This window comes from Blastococcus sp. SYSU DS0552 (genome assembly GCF_054050815.1).
On sequence record NZ_JBJHAB010000003.1, the window covers coordinates 84,256 to 104,873 of the forward strand.

At 73.3% G+C, this 20,618-nt stretch carries 20 protein-coding genes, 2 tRNA genes and 1 pseudogene; 19 read left to right on the forward strand and 4 right to left on the reverse strand.

Going from position 1 to position 20,618, the window contains the following annotated elements:
- The first annotated feature begins 127 nt into the window (after window positions 1–127).
- The 6 genes from dnaN to ACI8AG_RS04070 all read left to right on the forward strand — a co-directional run bounded on the left by dnaN (window position 128) and on the right by ACI8AG_RS04070 (window position 6,824).
- Complete coding sequence (gene dnaN, locus ACI8AG_RS04045) at window positions 128–1,285, forward strand: DNA polymerase III subunit beta (RefSeq protein ID WP_456589590.1); 1,158 nt, start codon at window positions 128–130, stop codon at window positions 1,283–1,285.
- Between the two features lie 109 nt (window positions 1,286–1,394).
- Window positions 1,395–2,327 (forward strand): phosphogluconate dehydrogenase (NAD(+)-dependent, decarboxylating), encoded by a 933-nt coding sequence (gnd, locus tag ACI8AG_RS04050; RefSeq protein WP_456596012.1) that lies wholly within the window; start codon window positions 1,395–1,397, stop codon window positions 2,325–2,327.
- A 16-nt stretch (window positions 2,328–2,343) separates the two neighbouring features.
- On the forward strand, window positions 2,344–3,522 hold the full coding sequence (gene recF, locus ACI8AG_RS04055) for a DNA replication/repair protein RecF (RefSeq protein ID WP_456596013.1): 1,179 nt from the start codon (window positions 2,344–2,346) through the stop codon (window positions 3,520–3,522).
- Window positions 3,519–4,019, forward strand: coding sequence for a DUF721 domain-containing protein (locus tag ACI8AG_RS04060; RefSeq protein WP_456589587.1), 501 nt, complete (start codon window positions 3,519–3,521; stop codon window positions 4,017–4,019). Before recF ends, ACI8AG_RS04060 begins: the two co-directional genes overlap by 4 nt.
- A 43-nt stretch (window positions 4,020–4,062) precedes the next feature.
- Window positions 4,063–5,052, forward strand: a complete 990-nt coding sequence (locus tag ACI8AG_RS04065) for a hypothetical protein (protein WP_456596014.1) — start codon at window positions 4,063–4,065, stop codon at window positions 5,050–5,052.
- A 14-nt stretch (window positions 5,053–5,066) separates the two neighbouring features.
- Entirely contained in the window at window positions 5,067–6,824 is a 1,758-nt protein-coding gene (locus ACI8AG_RS04070) for an ABC transporter ATP-binding protein (RefSeq protein ID WP_456596015.1), read from the forward strand.
- Window positions 6,825–6,852: 28 nt separating this feature from the next.
- Here the strand turns inward: ACI8AG_RS04070 and ACI8AG_RS04075 are convergent, their stop codons facing one another.
- Window positions 6,853–7,371: a DUF2867 domain-containing protein gene (locus ACI8AG_RS04075; RefSeq protein ID WP_456596016.1), complete on the reverse strand. Its 519-nt coding sequence runs from the start codon at window positions 7,369–7,371 to the stop codon at window positions 6,853–6,855.
- A gap of 189 nt (window positions 7,372–7,560) precedes the next feature.
- On the opposite strand from ACI8AG_RS04075, the gene ACI8AG_RS04080 reads away from it, so the two are divergent.
- Together ACI8AG_RS04080 and ACI8AG_RS04085 are read left to right on the forward strand one after the other, a co-directional pair.
- Entirely contained in the window at window positions 7,561–7,728 is a 168-nt protein-coding gene (locus tag ACI8AG_RS04080) for a hypothetical protein (RefSeq protein ID WP_456596017.1), read from the forward strand.
- Window positions 7,729–7,752: 24 nt separating this feature from the next.
- Window positions 7,753–8,070, forward strand: a complete 318-nt coding sequence (locus tag ACI8AG_RS04085) for a hypothetical protein (protein ID WP_456596018.1) — start codon at window positions 7,753–7,755, stop codon at window positions 8,068–8,070.
- 8 nt (window positions 8,071–8,078) lie between these two features.
- On the opposite strand, the pseudogene ACI8AG_RS04090 reads toward ACI8AG_RS04085, so the two are convergent.
- Window positions 8,079–8,435 (reverse strand): annotated as a pseudogene (locus ACI8AG_RS04090) (NAD(P)H-binding protein); the annotation flags it as partial.
- 281 nt (window positions 8,436–8,716) lie between these two features.
- On the opposite strand from ACI8AG_RS04090, the gene gyrB reads away from it, so the two are divergent.
- The 8 genes from gyrB to ACI8AG_RS04130 all read left to right on the forward strand — a co-directional run bounded on the left by gyrB (window position 8,717) and on the right by ACI8AG_RS04130 (window position 16,447).
- On the forward strand, window positions 8,717–10,747 hold the full coding sequence (gene gyrB / locus ACI8AG_RS04095) for a DNA topoisomerase (ATP-hydrolyzing) subunit B (protein WP_456596019.1): 2,031 nt from the start codon (window positions 8,717–8,719) through the stop codon (window positions 10,745–10,747).
- A 113-nt stretch (window positions 10,748–10,860) separates the two neighbouring features.
- Complete coding sequence (gene gyrA, locus ACI8AG_RS04100) at window positions 10,861–13,329, forward strand: DNA gyrase subunit A (protein WP_456589582.1); 2,469 nt, start codon at window positions 10,861–10,863, stop codon at window positions 13,327–13,329.
- A gap of 107 nt (window positions 13,330–13,436) precedes the next feature.
- Window positions 13,437–14,210 (forward strand): DUF3566 domain-containing protein, encoded by a 774-nt coding sequence (locus ACI8AG_RS04105; protein WP_456596020.1) that lies wholly within the window; start codon window positions 13,437–13,439, stop codon window positions 14,208–14,210.
- Window positions 14,211–14,552: 342 nt separating this feature from the next.
- Window positions 14,553–14,626: transfer RNA gene (locus ACI8AG_RS04110), tRNA-Ile, on the forward strand.
- Window positions 14,627–14,707: 81 nt separating this feature from the next.
- A complete protein-coding gene (locus tag ACI8AG_RS04115) occupies window positions 14,708–14,848 on the forward strand; it encodes a DLW-39 family protein (protein ID WP_456596021.1) in 141 nt (46 codons plus the stop codon).
- A 24-nt stretch (window positions 14,849–14,872) separates the two neighbouring features.
- Window positions 14,873–14,945 (forward strand) — tRNA-Ala (locus tag ACI8AG_RS04120).
- Window positions 14,946–15,029: 84 nt separating this feature from the next.
- The gene (locus ACI8AG_RS04125) at window positions 15,030–15,563 is read left to right on the forward strand and encodes a peptidylprolyl isomerase (RefSeq protein ID WP_456596022.1); all 534 of its coding nucleotides are present in this window, start codon (window positions 15,030–15,032) and stop codon (window positions 15,561–15,563) included.
- Between the two features lie 128 nt (window positions 15,564–15,691).
- On the forward strand, window positions 15,692–16,447 hold the full coding sequence (locus tag ACI8AG_RS04130; protein ID WP_456589578.1) for a rhomboid family intramembrane serine protease: 756 nt from the start codon (window positions 15,692–15,694) through the stop codon (window positions 16,445–16,447).
- Between the two features lie 51 nt (window positions 16,448–16,498).
- Here the strand turns inward: ACI8AG_RS04130 and ACI8AG_RS04135 are convergent, their stop codons facing one another.
- A complete protein-coding gene (locus ACI8AG_RS04135) occupies window positions 16,499–16,921 on the reverse strand; it encodes a PH domain-containing protein (RefSeq protein ID WP_456596023.1) in 423 nt (140 codons plus the stop codon).
- A 94-nt stretch (window positions 16,922–17,015) separates the two neighbouring features.
- On the opposite strand from ACI8AG_RS04135, the gene ACI8AG_RS04140 reads away from it, so the two are divergent.
- Window positions 17,016–18,176: a thiolase family protein gene (locus ACI8AG_RS04140; protein ID WP_456596024.1), complete on the forward strand. Its 1,161-nt coding sequence runs from the start codon at window positions 17,016–17,018 to the stop codon at window positions 18,174–18,176.
- A 548-nt stretch (window positions 18,177–18,724) separates the two neighbouring features.
- Here the strand turns inward: ACI8AG_RS04140 and crgA are convergent.
- On the reverse strand, window positions 18,725–18,997 hold the full coding sequence (gene crgA, locus ACI8AG_RS04145) for a cell division protein CrgA (protein WP_456589575.1): 273 nt from the start codon (window positions 18,995–18,997) through the stop codon (window positions 18,725–18,727).
- Between the two features lie 165 nt (window positions 18,998–19,162).
- On the opposite strand from crgA, the gene ACI8AG_RS04150 reads away from it, so the two are divergent.
- A complete protein-coding gene (locus ACI8AG_RS04150) occupies window positions 19,163–19,882 on the forward strand; it encodes a DUF881 domain-containing protein (RefSeq protein WP_456596025.1) in 720 nt (239 codons plus the stop codon).
- A gap of 61 nt (window positions 19,883–19,943) precedes the next feature.
- Entirely contained in the window at window positions 19,944–20,603 is a 660-nt protein-coding gene (locus ACI8AG_RS04155) for an aminodeoxychorismate/anthranilate synthase component II (protein WP_456596026.1), read from the forward strand.
- Window positions 20,604–20,618: the final 15 nt, after the last annotated feature.

A 20,618-nucleotide genomic window follows, 5' to 3' on the forward strand; every position in this document is an offset into this window, starting at 1 on the left:
GCAACAGGCACGATGAGCACCGCAGCGGAGCCCTGGCCTCGCAGCAGTACGAACGACGAGCTCCGTGCCCGTGCCGTCCGCCCTCCCGGTGGCCGCAGGGCCGGACCGAACATGGGTGGGTCGAGAGATGAAGTTCCGGGTGGCACGTGAGGTGCTCGCCGACGCCGTCGCCTGGACGGCGCGCAGCCTGCCGCCGCGGCCGTCGGTACCGGTGCTGGCGGGCATCCTGCTCGAGGCCGAGGGGAACCAGCTGTCGGTCTCCGGCTTCGACTACGAGGTGTCGGCCCGCTCCGAGGTCGACGTGCAGACCAGTGAGAGCGGCCGCGTCCTCGTCCCGGGGCGGCTGCTCGCCGAGATCACCCGCGCGCTGCCCCCGCACCCGGTCGAGATCAGCGCCGAGGGCCCGCGCCTGGCGATCACCTGCAGCAACGCCCGGTTCAGCCTGCCGACGCTGCCGGTCGAGGACTACCCGTCGCTGCCCTCCATGCCCTCGGCCGCCGGGAACGTCGACAGCGACGTCTTCGCCGAGGCCGTCGCCCAGGTCGCGGTCGCAGCCGGGCGGGACGACACGCTGCCGATGCTCACCGGTGTCCGGCTGGAGATCGACGACGACCAGATCACCCTCGCCGCCACCGACCGCTACCGCCTCGCCGTGCGCGAGTTCGCCTGGCGCCCGCAGACCTCCGGGCTCTCGGCCGCGGTGCTGGTTCCGGCGCGCACGCTCGCCGAGGCGGCCAAGACGCTGACCAGCGGCCCGGAGATCACGCTCTCGCTGTCCTCGGGCAGCTCGGGCGAGGGCATCCTCGGCCTCTCGGGCAAGGACCGGCAGACCACCACCCGGCTGCTCGACGCCGAGTTCGTGAAGTACCGCGCGATCATGCCCAACGAGTCGCTGGCCAACGCCACCCTGCCGGTGGGCCTGTTCACCGACGCAGCGAAGCGGGTGGCCCTGGTCGCCGAGCGGGGGACGCCGCTGCGCTGCGAGTTCACGCCGGGGCAGGTCACCCTGCGGGCCGGGGGCAGCGACGACGAGGGGCAGGCGGAGGAGCGCTGTGACGTCGAGTTCGACGGCGAGCCGCTGACCATCGGGTTCAACCCGACGTTCCTGCTCGATGGCCTGGCCGCCGTGCACACCGAGCGCGCGCGGATGGACTTCACCAGCCCGCTGAAGCCGGCCGTGCTGTCCGGCGTCGAGGAGCCGGCGGCCGACGACGACAAGCCGGCGCCGGTCGAGCGTCCCGGGAGCTACCGGTACCTGATCATGCCGGTGCGGCTGCCGGGCTGAGCCACTTCCGCCCTGGGCCCCTGCGCGGGCCCGGGGTCGGCCGCCGGGCGGGAGCCGCCCGGCACGAGCACGATGGATCGCGACCACGACGGCGAAGAGAGGCGGGACCGTGCAGCTGGGGCTGATCGGGCTGGGCAAGATGGGCGGCAACATGGCCGAGCGGCTGCGACGCGCCGGGCACGAGGTCGTGGGATACGACCGTGCTCCCGGCAAGCGCGACGTCGACAGCCTGCCCGCACTGGTGGAGGCGCTCACAACGCCTCGCGTGGTGTGGGTGATGGTGCCCGCGGGTGAGCCGACGAAGGCGACGATCAAGGAGCTGGGCGAGCTGCTCAGCCCCGGCGACGTCGTGATCGACGGCGGAAACTCGAAGTACACCGACGACCAGGTGCACGACGTCATGATGCGCGAGAAGGGCATCGGCTACATCGACGCCGGCGTCTCCGGTGGCGTCTGGGGCCTGGAGAACGGCTACGCGCTGATGGTCGGTGGCACCAAGGAGGACGTCGCCAAGGCGCAGCCGATCTTCGACGCGCTCAAGCCGCCGGCACCGCACGACGAGTCCGGGCAGGAAATGCCCGGCGCCGGGTTCGTGCACGCCGGCCCGGTGGGCGCCGGCCACTTCAGCAAGATGGTCCACAACGGCATCGAGTACGCGCTGATGCAGGCCTACGGCGAGGGCTACGAGCTGCTGGCCGCCGTCGACCTCGTCGAGGACGTCCCGGGCGTCATCGCGTCCTGGACGCAGGGCACCGTCATCCGCTCCTGGCTGCTGGACCTGCTGGTCCGCGCGCTGGAGGAGGACCCGGCGCTCGAGGAGATCAGCGGCTACGCCGAGGACTCCGGCGAGGGTCGCTGGACCGTCGAGCAGGCGATCGAGAACGCCGTCCCCGTGCCGACGATCGCGGCCTCGCTGTTCGCCCGCTTCTCCTCCCGCCAGGAGGACTCGCCGACCATGAAGGCGGTCGCCGCGCTGCGCAACCAGTTCGGCGGGCACTCGGTGCGCGCCGTCCAGGCGCAGGAGGCCGAGCGGCCCGCGTGACCGGGGAGGGCCTGAGGTGTACCTGAGGCACCTGCAGGTCGGCTCCTTCCGCAGCTGGGACCGGGTGGACCTGGCCCTGGGGCCGGGGCCGACCGTGTTCGTCGGGCGCAACGGCGAGGGCAAGACCAACCTCGTCGAGGCGGTGGGCTACCTCGCGACCATGAGCAGCCACCGGGTCTCCGGTGACGCTCCGCTGGTCGGTCACGGAGCGGCCCAGGCGGTGGTCCGCGCGGCGCTGCGCCGCGGTGACCGGGAGCTGCTCGTCGAGATCGAGATCAACCCGGGCAAGGCGAACCGGGTGCGGGTGAACCGGGCCGCCCTGCCCCGCCCCCGCGAGGTGCTGGGCCTGGTGCGCACGGTGCTGTTCGCGCCCGAGGACCTCTTGCTGATCCGTGGCGACCCCACCGAGCGGCGTCGCTTCCTCGACGAGCTGCTCGCCACCCGGACGCCCCGCCTGGCCGGCGTGCGCAGCGACTACGAGCGCGTGCTCAAGCAGCGCAACGCACTGCTGAAGACCGCCCGCCTGGCGCGCGGCAAGGCGATGGAGACCCTCGACGTCTGGGACGGGCACCTCACCGACCTCGGCGGTCAGCTGCTGGCCGCCCGCCTACGGCTGGTCGCCGACCTGGCGCCGCACGTCGCCGAGTCCTACGCCGGCGTCGCCGGGGACGGCGCCGCGACCGCGGGCCTGGGCTACAGCTCGACGGTGCCGCTGGCCGGGGACGGCGCCGCCCTGCGGGCCGACGACGAGCTGCCCTCCGGGGCGGAGCTCACCGAGGCGATGCGGGCGCGGGTCGCCGAGCGCCGCGGCGACGAGCTCGACCGCGGCATGACGCTGGTGGGGCCGCACCGCGACGACCTGGTGATCCACCTCGGCCCCGCCCCCGCGAAGGGCTTCGCCAGCCACGGGGAGAGCTGGTCGCTGGCCCTGGCGCTCAAGCTGGCCACCTTCGCCGTGCTCCGGAGCGAGGGCGAGGACCCCATCCTGATCCTCGACGACGTGTTCGCCACGCTCGACGCCGAGCGGCGGGCGGCCCTCGCCCAGGTCGCACGGTCGGCCGAGCAGACGCTGATCACCGCGGCCGTCGTCGACGACGTGCCCACGGAGCTGCGCGGCACCCGGGTCGAGGTGGGCGGTGGCCTGGCGCTCGTGGTGAAGGACGCCGTCCCGGCCGGTGAGGGAGGAGCCCGGTGAGCGAGGACCGGCCGGCGCGGCCCAGCGACATCGCGCGAGCCGCGCTCGAGGCGGCGCGGGCCGCCTCGGCGGCCCGGCCGCGGCCCACCCGTCGCCGGATCGCCGGGCCGCGCCGCACCTGGACCGGGCCGCGCCCGGGCGCCGACGACCCCCAGCCGCTCGGCAACCTGGTCGACGCCCTGGTCAACCAGCAGGACTGGTCGGCCCGGACGAAGGTGGGCTCGGTGTTCGGCCGGTGGGACGCGATCGTCGGCCCCGACATCGCCGCGCACTGCCGGCCGCAGACCCTCAGCGAGGGCGAGCTGCTGGTCGTCGCCGAGTCCACGGCGTGGGCCACGCAGCTGCGGCTGCTGGCGCCGTCCATCCTCGGCAAGCTGCGCGCGCAGGTGGGCGGGGACGTCGTGACCCGGTTGCGCGTTGTCGGACCGACAGCCCCGAGCTGGAAGAAGGGTCCGCGCTCGGTGCGCGGCCGGGGGCCGCGCGACACCTACGGATGAGGCGCCCGCCCGACGGGCCGGCGCCGGGGAGGACGATGCAGGTATGAGCACCCCCCGCGACGGTGACCGGGACGGCTTCGACGACGGCGACGGCCGCGGCTGGCGCGAGCCGCCGCACCTCGGCGGCGGCGGGGCCGAGGACGAGGACCGCCCCAACTTCGCCGACCGGCGGAGGACGCCCCGCGACGAGCCGCCCGCGAACCAGCCCTGGCAGCCCCCGGGGTGGGACCTGCCCGCCGCGGAGCCCGAGCGCCCGGCGCCGCCCCGGGAGGACGTGCCGCCGGCGGGCTACCCGCCGCCGCAGGGCCCGCAGTACCCGCAGGCACAGCCCCCGCAGGAGCAGCACCCCCAGCAGCAGTTCCCGCCCCAGGAGTTCCCGCCGCCGGAGCAGCCGGCGCGACGGGGGCTGTTCGGCCGCCGCCGGCGCACGCCGGGCGCCGTCGAGCAGGTGTTCCGCTACGAGGGCGACCTGGTGGGCGCCCAGGGATGGGCGCTGCAGAACGGCTGGACGGTGTCCGACGGCACCGCTCCGGAGGACGCCCCCCTCGCCGACCTGATCGCCAGCGCTCCCGTGCGCGCCACCAAGGACCACCGGGCGGGGAACGTGCTGCGCGGCCGGGCGGGCACGCTCGAGCTGGTCGCGTTCGACGTCGTCTACGCGTCGGGCCGCTACCTCGTGCCGGAGTACGCGGTCACCGCCGTCCCGATGCTGGGCAGCGTGCCGGGCTTCCGGCTGAGCCCGGCCCGCTTCTGGCGGCACCGGACCGGCGGCCTCGTGCCGATGCCCAGCGGCGACGAGGCCTTCGACGCCCGCTGGCTGCTGCTGGCCGCCGAGGACGACCCGCGGCTGCGCCGCCTGGCCCAGGACCCGGCCGTGCACGCGCTGCTGCTCGGCAGCGACGACGGCGACGAGTTCTGGTCGGCTGCGGGGCACGTGGCGGCGGTCCGGCCCGACGGGCACCGGCCGCAGTTGCTGGAGCACCACACGCGGCTGCTGACGGCGATCACCGCCGGCCTCACCGCCGGCGCCTGACGGCGTCGCCCGCGGTGACAGCTCCGGCGGACGGCCCTGCCCCGGCCGCGCGGCTGGCCGACCTGCTGCCGCTCCTGCGCCCGCACCGCCGCCAGCTCCTGCTGGCCGCCGGGCTGTCGCTGGTCGGCGCGGCCGCTGCGCTCGCCCAGCCGGCTCTCGTGGCGCGGGTCATCGACGTGGTGGGTGCCGGCGACCCGCTGCTTCCCGCGGTCGGGCTGCTCGTGGTCGTGCTGGTGGCCGCGTCGGCCCTCTCGGCGGTGCAGCAGTTCGTCCTGCAGCGCACGGCCGAGGGGTTCGTGCTCACCACCCGGCTGACCCTGGTCGACCGGTTGCTGCGGCTCCCCGTGGCGGAGTACGACCGCCGCCGCACCGGCGACCTGATGTCCCGGGTGGGCTCGGACACCACGCTGCTGCGCGCCACCGTGACCGCCGGCGTGGTCGAGGTCGCCGGCTCGGTGGTCGTCGGGGTGGGCGCCCTGGTGGCCATGGCCGTGGTCGACGTCTGGCTGCTGCTCGTCACGGTGCTGGCCGTCGCCGTCGGTGCGGTCGCCGCCGTCCTCGCCTCCCGCGGCGTGCGCCGGCTGTCGCAGCGCGCCCAGGAGGAGGTCGGGGCGATGACGGCGGCGGTCGAGCGGGCGCTGTCGGCGGTCCGCACCATCCGGGCCAGCGGGGCCACGACGCGGGAGGTCGCGGCCGTGGGCGCCAGTGCCCGCCGCGCCTACGCGGCCGGCGTGCAGGTGGCCCGGCTGGAGGCGCTGGTCTCGCCGGCCGGCTCGATCGCCGTCCAGGGGGCCTTCCTGGCGGTGCTCGGCGTCGGCGGCTACCGGGTGGCGAGCGGCTCGATCACCGTGGCGTCCCTGGTCGCCTTCATCCTGTACCTGTTCCTGCTGGTCATGCCCCTGGGGCAGGCGATCAGCGCGTGGACCCAGCTGCAGACCGGCCTGGGCGCGCTCGCCCGGATCCAGGAGGTGCTCGCCCTCGCGCCGGAGGACGACGAGCGCCCGCAGCGCACCGGGTCGGGATCAGTGGCGCCGGTCGCCGGCGCACCGCTGCTGGAGCTCGACGACGTGTCGTTCGCCTACCCCGACGGCACCCCCGTGCTGCACGGGGTGTCCCTCCAGGTCCCGGCCGGCAGCCGGGTCGCGCTGGTCGGCCCGTCGGGTGCGGGCAAGTCGACGGTCCTGGCGCTGATCGAGGGCTTCTACCCGCTCTCCGGCGGGGCGATCCGGTGGGCGGGCACCGACGTCCGCGACCTGCCCCGGGCGGCCCTGCGCGCCCGGCTCGGCTACGTGGAGCAGGAGGCGCCGGTCCTGGCGGGGTCGGTGCGCGACAACCTGCTGCTCACCCGGCCCGACGCGACCGATCCCGAGCTGTGGGCGGTGCTCGCCGACGTGGGCCTGACCGAGGTGGTGCGCCGGTCCCCGCGCGGCCTGGACGTGCTGGTCGGCGACGAGGGCGTGCTGCTCTCCGGGGGTGAGCGGCAGCGCCTGGCCATCGCCCGCTCCCTGCTCGCCCGGCCGGAGCTGCTGCTGCTCGACGAGCCGACGGCGAGCCTGGACGCGCGGAACGAGGGCCTGCTGCGCACGACGCTGGCGGCGGCGTCGGCGGGCCGGGCGCTGCTCGTCGTCGCCCACCGGCTGTCCACCGTCCTCGACAGCGACCAGATCGTGGTGCTCGACGAGGGCCGGGTGGTCGCCCGCGGCACCCACGACGAGCTGGTCGGCACGAGCCCGCTCTACCGGGAGCTCGCCGCCGCCCAGCTGCTCGTCTGAGTCCGCTGATGATCAGGTCACCTGATCGTCAGGGGTCCTGGCTCACCGTCGACGCTGAGCCAGGACCCCGCGTGGTGAGCCAGGACGGCGCGTCTGCCCGTCCGCTGCGTTGCTCGGCCGCCCGGGTGATGCCGCGCAGCATGCCGCCGAAGACGAAGCCGTGGAAGAGGGCGACCGCCCACCAGTACAGGTGCCCGGCCAGCCCGCGCGGGGCGAAGGTCGCCCGCTGGCGCAGGGTCGTACCGCCCGCGGCCGGGTCGTGTTCCACGTGGAACTCCAGCCAGGCGAGCCCGGGCAGCCGCATCTCGGCGCGCAGCCGGAGCAGCCGGCCCTCCTCGCGCTCCTCGACCCGCCAGAAGTCCAGCGCATCGCCGACGTAGAGCTCGTCGGGGTCGCGCCGTCCCCGCCGCAGACCCACCCCACCGACCGCCCGGTCCAGCCAGCCGCGGACCCGCCAGGCCAGCGGCCAGGAGTACCAGCCGGCGTCCCCGCCGATGCCCTCCACCACCTGCCACACGGTCTCGGCCGGAGCGGTCGTGGGCCGCACCCGCTCGTCGACGTAGAGGCTGCCCCCCGCCCAGTCCGGGTCGGTCGGCAGCGGGTCGGAGGGCGCGCCGGGACCGACGCCGACGCCCAGCGGGTCACGACGTCGGAGTCGTGCACCCGCTGGATGGCCAGCCGCACCGCCTCGTCGAAGCCGAGCAGCCCCTCCGGCGGATCGGGCACGTAGCGGGCGATGTCGTGCTCGGTCGCGACGACGGTGTTGCGCAGCGACTCGACCAGCGGGCGCGCGATGGACGCGGGCACCGGCGTGATGAGGCCGACCCAGTGGCTGGACAGCGACGGGGTGAAGATCGGCACCGGCAGGATGCGCCGCCGCGGCAGCCCCGCGACCCGGGCGTAGCGACGCATCATCATGGCGTAGTCCATGACGTCGGGGCCGCCGATGTCGAAGCAGCGGTGCACGTCGGCCGGCAGCCGGGCGCAGGCGACGAGGTACCGCAGCACGTCGCGGATCGCGATCGGCTGGATCCGGCTGTGCACCCACCGGGGCGTGACCATCACCGGCAACCGCTCGGTCAGGTGCCGCAGCATCTCGAAGGACGCCGACCCCGAGCCCAGGACGACGGCGGCGCGCAGCACCACCGTCGGCACGCCGGAACCGAGCAGGATCGCCGCGACCTCGGCCCGGGAGCGCAGGTGCGGGGAGAGCTCCTCGTCAGCCGGCGCCATCCCGCCCAGGTAGACCAGCCGGCCGGCGCCGGCCGCCCGCACCGCCGCGGCCATCACCGTCGCGGTGTGCCGGTCGGCCGCCTCGAACTCCGGCCCGGTCCCCAGCGCGTGGATCAGGTAGTAGACGACGTCGACCCCGGCGCACGCCGCTGCGACCGACGGCGCGTCCCCCGCGTCGGCGCGCACGATCTCCACGTCCCCCGCCCACGGGTGGTCCTGCAGCCGCTCCGGCGAGCGGCTCATGACCCGCACGCGGTGGCCGGCGGCGAGGAGCGCGGGCACGAGACGACCCCCCACGTAGCCCGTGGCTCCGGTGACGAGGCAGGTGAGGGGCGGGCCGGACTGGTCGTTGCCGGGGGCGGCGGCCGGGGGTGCCATACGGCCGAGTCTGCGGCCCCTCCGACGGCCGCGCGCGCCGCGGAACCGGCCAGCGTCGCCCTGACGGCGTGTCGGGGTGGGGGCCAAGCAGGATGGTGGCGGAGCTCCCGCGAGAGGCGCAGACACGGCGTGAGGGCGTGCACGACGCTGTTCCTGTCACACCTCGCGGTATCGTGGGAGACGAAAACCGCCAGCAACCGGCTGAGCGCCCGCCTGCGCCGTCGAGCCCCCCGCACCGGCTGGGGCCGCGATGCGCCGGTTGCTCGAGAGGAAGGCCCCACGTGGTCGCAGCACCCCAGACCGAGTCCGCATACTCGGGCAGCTCCATCACCGTCCTCGAGGGTCTCGAGGCGGTGCGCAAGCGCCCCGGCATGTACATCGGCTCGACCGGCGAGCGCGGCCTGCACCACATGGTGTGGGAGGTCGTGGACAACGCCGTCGACGAGGCCCTGGCCGGCTACTGCGACACCGTCCGGGTGACCCTGCTGGCCGACGGCGGCGTCCGGGTCGAGGACAACGGCCGCGGCATCCCGGTGGACATGCACCCGGTCGAGAAGCGGCCCACCGTCGAGGTGATCATGACCGTCCTGCACGCGGGCGGGAAGTTCGACGGGAAGAGCTACGGCGTCTCCGGTGGTCTGCACGGCGTCGGCGTCACCGTCGTCAACGCGCTGTCCACGAGGCTCGACGTGCGTGTCTGGACCCACGGCAAGGAGTGGTTCCAGGAGTACGCGGAGGCCAAGCCCGGTCCGCTGCAGGAGATCGGTCCCACCAAGAAGCGCGGCACCGCGATCACCTTCTGGGCCGACCCGACGATCTTCGAGACGACGACGTACTCGTTCGACACGATCAGCCGGCGCCTGCAGGAGATGGCCTTCCTGAACAAGGGCCTGACCATCGTGGTGCGCGACGAGCGCCCCGGTCACGGCAAGGCCGAGACCGGCATCGGCGAGGAGTCGCTGGCCGAGGCGGCCGCGCCGGTCGCGGGCGAGGAGGAGGCGTTCGAGCCGACCGAGGTCACCTACCGGTACGACGGCGGCCTGGTCGACTACGTGGCCTACATCAACCGGCGCAAGACGCCGATCCACAAGTCGGTCATCGGCTTCTCCGCCGACGGCGTGGGCAAGAACGACACCGCGATGTCGGTGGAGATCGCGATGCAGTGGTCCGACGCCTACTCCGAGTCGGTGCACACCTTCGCGAACATCATCAACACCCACGAGGGCGGCACCCACGAGGAGGGTTTCCGCGCGGCGCTCACCTCCATCGTGAACCGGTACGCGGTGGAGAAGAAGCTCCTCAAGGAGAAGGACGACAAGCTCACCGGGGACGACATCCGCGAGGGCCTGGCGGCGATCGTCTCGGTCAAGCTCGGCGACCCGCAGTTCGAGGGCCAGACGAAGACCAAGCTCGGGAACACCGAGGTCAAGGGCTTCGTGCAGCGGGTGTGCAACGAGCAGATCGGCCACTGGTTCGAGGCCAACCCGACCGAGGCCAAGACGATCATCACCAAGGCGGCCTCCGCGGCTCGCGCCCGCCGCGCGGCGCAGGACGCCCGCAAGCTGGCTCGCAAGAGCCTGCTGTCGGTGAGCGGGCTGCCCGGCAAGCTGGCCGACTGCCGCTCCACCGACCCGCGCAACTCCGAGGTCTACATCGTCGAGGGCGACTCCGCCGGCGGCTCGGCGAAGTCCGGCCGCGACTCGATGTACCAGGCGATCCTGCCCATCCGCGGCAAGATCATCAACGTCGAGAAGGCGCGCATCGACCGGGTGCTGAAGAACACCGAGGTCCAGTCGATGATCACCGCGTTCGGCACCGGCATCCACGACGAGTTCGACATCTCGAAGCTGCGCTACCACAAGATCGTGCTGATGGCCGACGCCGACGTCGACGGCCAGCACATCAGCACCCTGCTGCTGACGCTGCTGTTCCGCTTCATGCGGCCGCTGGTCGAGGGCCAGTACGTCTACCTGGCCAAGCCCCCGCTCTACAAGATCAAGTGGGGCGGCAAGATCGGCGACGAGTACGCCTACAGCGACAAGGAGCGCGACGCGGTCGTGAAGGCCGGCGTCGAGAGCGGCCGCAAGATCAAGGACGAGATGATCCAGCGGTTCAAGGGGCTCGGTGAGATGAACGCCAGCGAGCTCTGGGAGACCACGATGAACCCCGAGACCCGGATCCTCCGCCAGGTCACCCTCGAGGACGCCGCAGCCGCGGACGAGATCTTCAGCGTGCTCATGGGCGAGGACGTCGAGGCGCGGCGCAGCTTCATCACCCGCAACGCCAAGGACGTCCGCTTCCTCGACGTCTGAGGCCCCGTCCCGGGTCCCGCCCTGAGCTCGCGAAGGGTGGGAGGACGGGGTCCTTTAACGGTCGACTTGGCCTTTTGTCCACCCCTGTGCACCGACCTGTGGAGATCTGAACCGTGACGGAGACCCCACCCCGCGACCGCGTCGAAGCGGTCGACCTCCAGCAGGAGATGCAGCGCAGCTACATCGACTACGCGATGAGCGTGATCGTGGGCCGCGCACTGCCCGAGGTGCGCGACGGCCTCAAGCCGGTGCACCGGCGCGTGCTGTTCGCCATGTACGACCAGGGCTTCCGCCCCGACCGCGGGTACGTCAAGTGCGCCCGCCCCGTCGCCGAGGTGATGGGTAACTACCACCCGCACGGTGACTCGGCGATCTACGACGCCCTCGTGCGGCTGGCCCAGCCCTGGTCGATGCGCTACCCGCTGATCGACGGGCAGGGCAACTTCGGCTCCCCGGGCAACGACCCGGCGGCCGCGATGCGGTACACCGAGTGCCGGCTCACGCCGCTGGCGATGGAGATGCTGGCCGGCATCGACGAGGAGACCGTCGACTTCCAGGGCAACTACGACGGCCGCACCGAAGAGCCCGTCGTCCTGCCCTCGCGCATCCCGAACCTGCTGATCAACGGCTCGGCCGGGATCGCGGTCGGCATGGCCACCAACATGCCCCCGCACAACCTGCGCGAGGTGGCCCAGGCGGTCTTCTGGATGCTCGACCACCCCGAGGCGGAGGCCGAGGAGGCCCTGACCGCGTGCATGGAGCGGATCAAGGGCCCCGACTTCCCGACCCACGGCCTGATCGTCGGCCGCGAGGGCATCGAGGACGCGTACCGCACCGGCCGCGGCTCCGTGCGGATGCGCGCCGTCGTCACCGTCGAGGAGGACAGCCGCGGGCGGGTGCAGCTGGTCGTCACCGAGCTGCCCTACCAGGTCAACCCCGACAACCTCGCCGAGGCGATCGCCGAGGGCGTCCGCGAAGGCCGCCTGCAGGGCATCAGCGAGATCGCCGACGAGTCCAGCGACCGGGTCGGCCGCCGGCTCGTCATCACGCTGCGCCGCGACGCCGTCGCCAAGGTCGTGCTGAACAACCTCTACAAGCACACCCAGCTGCAGACGTCCTTCGGCTGCAACATGCTCTCCATCGTCGACGGCGTCCCGCGCACGCTGCGCCTCGACGAGCTGGTGCGCAACTGGGTGCTGCACCAGATCGAGGTCATCCAGCGGCGCACCCGCTACCGGCTGCGCAAGGCCGAGGAGCGCGCGCACATCCTGCGCGGTTACGCCAAGGCGCTGGACCAGCTGGACGCCGTCATCGCCCTCATCCGGAGCAGCGAGTCGGCCGACGCCGCGCGCACCGGCCTGATGGAGCTGCTCGACGTCGACGAGATCCAGGCCGTCTCGATCCTCGACCTGCAGCTGCGCCGGCTCGCCGCGCTGGAGCGGCAGCGGATCCTCGACGAGCTCGCCGAGATCGAGGCCCGGATCGCCGACCTGCAGGCCATCCTCGAGTCCCCCGAGCGGCAGCGGCAGATCGTCCGTGACGAGCTGGCCGAGATCGTCGAGAAGTACGGCGACGACCGGCGCACCCAGTTCGTCGCCAACGAGGGTGACGTCTCGATGGAGGACCTCATCGCCGAGGAGGAGGTCGTCGTCACCATCACCCGCACCGGGTACGCCAAGCGCACGAAGAGCGACCTCTACCGGTCGCAGCGCCGGGGCGGCAAGGGCGTCATGGGAGCGCAGCTGAAGCAGGACGACATCGTCGACCACTTCTTCGTCGGCTCCACCCACGACTGGATCCTGTTCTTCACGAACAAGGGCCGGGTCTACCGGGCGAAGGCCTACGAGCTGCCGGAGGCCAACCGGACCGCCCGCGGTGCGCACGTGGCGAACATCCTCGCGTTCCAGCCGGACGAGAAGATCGCCCAGGTCATGCAGATCAAGGACTACACGGTCGCGCCGTACCTGGTGCTCGCCACCGCGAAGGGCCAGGTCAAGAAGACCCGGCTGACCGACTTCGACTCCCCGCGCCAGGGTGGCGTGATCGCCATCAACCTGCGCGACGGCGACGAACTGGTCGGCGCCGCGCTGATCGGCCCCGACCAGGACCTGCTGCTGGTCACCCGCAAGGCGATGTCGATCCGCTTCAAGGCCGACGACGCCGCGCTGCGTCCGATGGGCCGGGCGACCGAGGGCGTGCGCGGCATCTCGCTGGCCGACGACGACCGGCTGCTGTCGATGATCGTCGCGCAGGAGGGGGTGGACGTCCTCGTCGCCACGGAGCGCGGCTTCGCCAAGCGCACCGGCATCGAGAACTACCCGAACCAGGGCCGGGGCGGCAAGGGCGTGCTCACCGCCGACCCGAAGGCCCGCAAGGGGGCCCTGGTGGGGGCGCTGGCCGTGACCCTCGGCGACGAGCTGTACGCGATCACCTCCGGGGGTGGCGTGATCCGGACGCCGGTCAACGGCGTGCGCCACAACAAGGATCGGGCCACGATGGGTGTCAAGCTGATGAACTTGCCGGAGGACGTCTCCATCGTGGCGATCGCGCGTACGACGGACAACGACGAGCCCTCCGCCTAGGGTGAGTAGCTAGGCACGCAGGAGACTGCGGCTCCGCGGCGGTCACGAGCCGTCGCGGAGCCCGGGACCGAAGGAGCGGCACAGCCGCTGCGGAACGGGAGACAGGCATGAGCGACCGGACGGACGGTTCGGTGCGCACCGACTCCCGGGCCGGGGACGGAAGCGCGGCGGAGGGCACGCCCACCCACGGCAACCCCGCCCCCACGCAGTCCATCCCCGCGACCGGCAGTCAGCGGGTCCAGTCCCCTGGCACCGGGGCGGCCCCGGTGGTCCCGCAGCCGCTGGCCCCGGACACCGGTTCCTCCCCGGCGCAGCCCGGTTCGACTCAGCAGGGCTCGGCGCCGCAGGCCTCGACGCAGCAGGCTGCGACACAGCAGGGTCCGGCGCCGCAGGGCTCGACGCCGCAGGCGCAGGCTCCCGGCGCGGAGCAGTCCGCGGGCACCCCGGACGGCGCAGCCGGTCCGGTCGGCGTCAGCGTCGGGGGTGCCCGCTCCGGTCGGGGCAAGGCCGGCCGTGGCCCCCGCCGGGCCCGGCTGCAGATCCGCCACATCGACACCTGGTCGGCGCTGAAGATCTCGCTGATGCTGTCGATCGCCCTCTTCTTCATCTGGATGGTGGCGGTCGGCCTGCTCTACATGGTGCTCGGCGGGCTCGGCGTCTTCGACGCGGTGAACGACCTCTTCGGGCAGATCGGCAGCGCCTCGGGGAACGCGTCCTCCGGGGACGTCGTGACGATCGGAGTCGTGTTCTGGGGCGCGGCGCTCATCGGCGCCATCAACGTCGTCCTGCTCACTGCGCTGTGCACCGTCGGCACGTTCATCTACAACCTCTGCTCCGACCTGGTCGGGGGGCTCGAGGTCACGCTCTCCGAGCGCGACTGAGCACTCCGTCCTCCTCCGGAGGACGCGGCGGCCAGGTGCCGTCCCCGGTCGGGCGGAGCGTGTCCGTCGTCCCTGCGCGGACCCTCCGGGCCTATTCGGGACGACCGGGCAGGCGCTGTAGGGGTTCATCTTGCGCTCTGGTGGGCCTGCAGGGTCCCGGGAGCACGGACAACACCCCCAGAGCGCGGGCCGGCGCGGGGGAAGCGGGGGTCCAGGGGCCGGCGCAGGGCCCGAGTTCGCCGAAGGCGGACCCGTGAGCCGGCGCGGACGGGGGAGCACTCCGTGCGAGTGGGCCCCCTGCAGGGAGCGCTCCAGGGGTCAGGTACGCTTTTCGAGGTTCACGGGCCTGTAGCTCAGGCGGTTAGAGCGCATCCCTGATAAGGATGAGGCCGGAGGTTCAAGTCCTCCCAGGCCCACCCGTGCACCGGAGCCTCACGGTTCCGAGTGACCCGCACGTCGCCCCCGCGGCGAGCGAAGCGCCCGAGGAGGTTCTCCGCGTGCTGAAGAAGCTGGCGCTCGCCGCCGCTGCGGCCGGTGCACTCGTCGCCGTCCGGAAGCGGTCGGCCGGCCGCACCGAGGCCGACCTCTGGCGCGAAGCGACGAGCGGTCCGGGCGCGGTCAGCACGCCCACCCGCTGAACCACCGGCCGACCACGGCCGCCCGGGGACGTAGCTCAATTGGCAGAGCACCGCCTTTGCAAGGCGGGGGTTAGGGGTTCGATTCCCCTCGTCTCCACCCCCGGCGCCCGCCCGGCGTCCCGGCTCCACGTGAAACCGGCCCCGCGACGCCCGGTCGGCACGGCGGTGGGAGAGTGGAGCCGTGACTGAATCGACTCCCGCCCGCCGCGCGGTCCTGCACACCAACCACGGCGACATCACCGTGGACCTGTTCCCCGACCACGCGCCCAAGACGGTCGCCAACTTCGCCGACCTCGCCGAGGGCGCCCGCGAGTGGACGCACCCCGCGACCCGCGAGAAGACGACGGACAAGCTCTACGACGGCACGATCTTCCACCGGATCATCCCCGGCTTCATGATCCAGGGCGGCGACCCGCTCGGTCAGGGCATCGGCGGTCCGGGCTACCAGTTCGGCGACGAGATCCACCCCGACCTGGCCTTCACCAAGCCCTACCTGCTGGCCATGGCCAACGCGGGCCCGGGCACGAACGGCTCGCAGTTCTTCATCACCGTCGCCCCCACCACGTGGCTGACCGGCAAGCACACGATCTTCGGTGAGGTCGCCGACCAGCCCAGCCGCGAGGTCGTCGACCGGATCGCCGCCGTGCCCACCGGCCGCAACGACCGCCCCGTCGAGGACGTGGTGATCCAGTCCGTCGAGGTGCAGCGCAGCTGAGCACGGAACCGCACGGCGGGGGGGCGGCCGACCAGCCGCCGCCCCCGCCGCCGGCCTGCTACCGCCATCCCGAGCGGCCCACGGGCATCTCGTGCGCGCGGTGCGGCCGGCCCATCTGCCCCGACTGCATGATCCCGGCGTCGGTGGGCTTCCAGTGCCCGGAGTGCGTGCGCGCGGGCGCTGCCTCGGTCCGCGCCCCCCGGCGCACCTCCGGCGTCTCCGCCGCGGCGTCGCGCTGGGGCAGCGTCACGCTGACGCTGATCGCGGTCAACGTCGTCATGTTCCTGGTGACGGCGGTCTCGGCCGGCCTGGTCGGCAACGCCCCGCTGGAGAACTACCGCTCCCCGGTGTTCACCGCCCTGTCCCAGTACCCGCTGCTGGTGGAGCTCGGGGAGCCGTGGCGGCTGCTGACGGCCACCTTCCTGCACATCGGCCTGGTGCACCTGGTGCTCAACATGCTGGCCCTGCTGATCTTCGGCTCCGAGCTGGAGCGCCAGCTCGGCCGCCTGCGGTTCCTGGCGCTCTATTTCGTGTCGGCGCTGGGCGGCTCCACGGCCATCCAGCTGTTCGGGGACTTCACCCGGCCGGTCGCAGGCGCCTCGACGGCCATCTACGGCCTCCTGGGGGCCCTGGGCGTCCTCATGGTGCTGCGTCGGCAGGACGTGCGCGGCATCCTCGTGCTGCTGGGGATCAACATCTTCATCAGCTTCCTGCCCGGGGTCTCGCTCCTGGGCCACCTGGGCGGCCTCGTCACCGGCGCGGCCGTCGCCGCCCTGTTCGTCGGCACACGGCGGAGGACGGCGGTCCAGGCGATCGGCATCGGGCTGCTGGCGGTGCTCCTGGTCGCGCTGGCCCTCGGCGTCTCCCACGTCGGGGCGGCCTGACCACGACGGTGCCGGCGCAGCGGCGGCCCGGCGGCCCGGCGGTCCGCGAGATCACGTCGCCGGGCCGCTCCGCGGGTGCAGCTGCGCCAGCTCGCCGGCCACCGTCGCGGGGTCCGCGCCCAGGTCCCACCGGCCCAGGATGACGAGCACCCCGTCGTCGTCGCCCGCGGCAGGCGCCTCCAGCTCCAGGGTGCGCACCGTCGTCCCCCAGCGGCGGGCGCTGCGCACGTGCACGCGCAGCAGCCCCCACGGGAGCACGCGGGTGCCGGTCAGCGTGCGCACCGTCACGCCGTCGGGGCCGGTGGCCAGCCGAGGCCGCAGCAGCGCCTCGCGAGCGGCGAGCCCGAGCAGCAGCAGGGCCGCGCCGCCCACCAGCAGCCGGCCGGGCGCATCCAGCAGCAGGGTGGCCGCCCCGAGCAGCGCGGCGCATGCCGCGAGGACCGCCGGGACGTAGGCCGGAGGGGACCAGTGCACGCCGCCAGCCTGCCAGGGGTGACGTGGAACATACGATCGCGACGGGGTGGCCGGTCCCGGCCGCGCCGGATCGTCGTCGACGAGGAGTGGGTCCATGCGTGATGCCGTCATCTGTGCCGCCGTCCGTACACCGGTGGGGAAGCGCGGGGGAGGGCTGTCCGGCGTGCACGCGGTCGACCTCTCCGCGCACGTGCTCAACGCACTCGCCGAGCGCTCGGGGATCGACCCGGCCGTCGTCGAGGACGTCTTCTGGGGCTGCGTGAGCCAGGTCGGGGAGCAGACGTTCAACATCGGCCGCAACGCACCCCTGGCCGCCGGCTGGCCCGAGTCGGTGCCCGGCACCACGATCGACCGGCAGTGCGGGTCCTCGCAGCAGGCCGTCGCCTTCGCCGCGGCCACGGTCATCAGCGGCCAGGCCGACGTCGTCGTCGCCGGCGGCGTGGAGTCGATGAGCCGGGTGCCCATGGGGTCGGCCCGGGCGGACGGCATCGCTGGCAAGCCACTGGGCCCGCGCTTCCTCGAGCGGTACGACGGCGTCTACCCCAACCAGGGCATCGGCGCCGAGATGATCGCCGAGCGCTGGGGCTTCTCCCGCACCCAGCTCGACGAGTTCGCCCTGGCCTCCCACGAGAAGGCGGCGAAGGCGCAGGCCGACGGCGCCTTCGACGAGGAGATCGCCCCGGTCACCCTCGACGACGGCACGGTGGTCAGCGCCGACGAGGGCATCCGGCCCGGCGGCACCCTGGAGAAGCTGGCCTCGCTGAAGACCCCGTTCAAGGAGGACGGGGTGATCAGCGCCGGCAACGCCAGCCAGATCTCCGACGGCTCGGCGGCACTGCTGGTGACCACCAGCGAGAAGGCGCGCGAGCTGGGGCTGCGGCCCCTTGTGCGCATCCACACGACGGTGATGGCCGGTGACGACCCGGTGATCATGCTGACCGCGCCGATCCCGGCGACGCAGAAGGTGCTGGCGCGCTCCGGCCTGTCGGTCGACGACATCGGCGTGTTCGAGGTCAACGAGGCGTTCGCCCCGGTCCCCCTGGCCTGGATGGCCGACACCGGGGCCGACGCCGGCCGGCTGAACCCCCTCGGTGGTGCGATCGCGCTGGGCCACCCGCTGGGTGGCTCGGGCGCCCGCATCATGACCACGCTCGTCCACCACATGCAGGCCACGGGCACCCGCTACGGCCTGCAGACGATGTGCGAGGGCGGCGGCACGGCCAACGCGACGATCCTGGAGCTGCTCGACGCCTGACCGGTCCCACCTCTGCACCGATCCCGGTGCCTCCGCGCCAGCCCCCGGCCCTCCGGCTGGGGGCTGGCGTCGTCCCGGGCTGGTGGTCGTCCACCGCCGGGACCGCTGTCCGTGCTCGGCCGGTGACGTCCGGTGACCCGGACGGGTCCGTCCAGAGAGCGCCCCGACCGGGTGTATGCGCAGGTCAGGGCGGGTACGACCGCCGCACGGTCGGCGTCGGTGACGCACGGACATGTCGACTCGTCCACAGCTGAGTACACAGCTGGGGACAGACTCACACGTCTGTAGTTACGCCGTTGGACGTCCTGTCACAGGAGCACCATCGGCAGAGAAACCGCAGGCCAGGCGCGTTCCCGCCCGCGCGCTCCCTCCACACTCGGTGGACAACCCTGGGGGCGGGGCGCCATGTCGACCTGTGGACGGAGCCGATGGCTGTGCACAGCGTCCACATGGCGGCCGGAAGTGCTCCACGACGACCGAGGCCCCCGTCCCTGGTGGGGGACGGGGGCCTCGAACGGGGCCTCGCGGGCGCGGGACCGGTCGGTCCGCTATCGCCAGCGCATCGACATGATCAGACCGGCCACCATGACGCCGAAGCCGATGGCGAAGTTCCACGCCGACAGCGAGACCATCAGGGGGATCCGGTCGCCGGCCACGTAGTAGACGACGATCCAGAGCAGCCCCAGCAGCATGAGGGTCACCATCACCGGCGCGTACCAGCGCGGGCTGGGCTGCAACGCCTTCGACTGCGTGCCCCGGGAACGGAGCACGTCCTCCGGCGGCGTGTACACCGACTTCTTGCGCACCTTCGACTTGGGCACGTGCCTACTCCCTCCCGGGGGCCGGGCTCGTCCTCCCCGACCGGAAACTGTCACCCAGACTAAACTTCGGAACGACGTCGGCACCGGTGCCTCACCCGTACGCGCCGACGTCGGTCCCGGCTGGAGGAGGTGCCCGTGGCCCGCTGGTCGTCGTCCGGACACCGCGTGTCGCCCTGGGGCGCGCTCGTGCCCGTGGTCGCTCTCGCGGCCGGGCTGCTCTTCGCCACGTCGGGCCGGACCGCTCAGGGCAACGACCTGCGCGCCGGTGAGGTCACCCAGCTCTCCCAGCTGGTGGAGGAGCGCGACGCCGCGGTGGCCCGGCAGGAACGCCAGCTGGCCGAGCTGCAGGAGCAGGTGCAGCGGCTCACCGAGCAGGTCGCGAGCCGGGACGGCGCCGTCGCCGAGGCTCAGGCCCGCGGCGAGGCCGGCGCCGAGGCCGCGGGCCTGACACCGGTCGCGGGCGCGGGGGTGGTCATCACCCTCGACGACGCGCCGCAGCGGTCCGACGGCACCCTGCCCAGCGGCGCCCGCCCCGACGACCTGGTCATCCACCAGAGCGACGTGCAGGCGGTCGTGAACGCCGTCTGGGCGGCCGGCGCCGACGGGGTGGCGATCATGGACCAGCGGCTCATCTCCACGAGCGCCGTGCGCTGCGTGGGGAACACCCTGCTGCTGCGCGGACGCACCTACTCCCCGCCGTTCGTGGTCACCGCCGTCGTCGACGCCACCGCCGTGGAGTCGGCGCTGGACGCCTCGCCGCAGGTCGCGGTCTTCGAGCAGGCGGTCGCGGCCTTCGGCCTCACGTTCGAGGTACGCGAGCGGCCCCAGGTGACGGTGCCCGCCTACGATGGCGGCCTCACGCTGCAGTACGCCACCGCCGACTGAACCGGCTGCCGTACTGCCGCTGTCCCGTGCCGCCGACCGCCCAGCGAGGAGCCCGACCGCGATGACCGCCGCCGACCGTCCGGTCCTCGTCGTCGACAACTTCGACAGTTTCGTCTACAACCTCGTGCAGTACCTCGGGCAGCTCGGTGTGCGCTGCGTGGTGCGGCGCAACGACGCGGTGACCGTCGACGAGCTGCCCGACCTGGACATCGCGGGTGTGCTCCTCTCCCCAGGCCCCGGCGCCCCGGTCGATGCCGGCGTGACCGTGCCGATGGTTCGGGCCGCCGCCGAGCAGGGCACCCCCGTCCTCGGGGTCTGTCTCGGGCACCAGGCCATCGCCGAGGCGTTCGGTGCGGAGATCGTGCGGGCCCCGGAGCTGCTGCACGGCAAGACCAGCCAGGTGGTGCACGAGGGCCACGGCGTCCTCGCCGGTCTGCCGTCGCCGTTCACCGCGACCCGGTACCACTCCCTGGCCGTCGACCCCGCCACGGTGCCGGACGAGCTGGAGGTCACCGGGCACACGCCGTCGGGCCTGGTGATGGCGCTGCGGCACCGGGAGCTGCCCATCGAGGGCGTCCAGTTCCACCCCGAGTCGGTGCTCACCGAGGGGGGGCACCGGATGCTCGCGACATGGCTCGCCGCCTGCGGTCTGGCGCCCGAGGAGGACGTGGTGGCCGCCGCCACGGCGCGCGCCGAGCGGCTGAGCTCCGCCACCGCCTGAGCCACGTACGCGAGC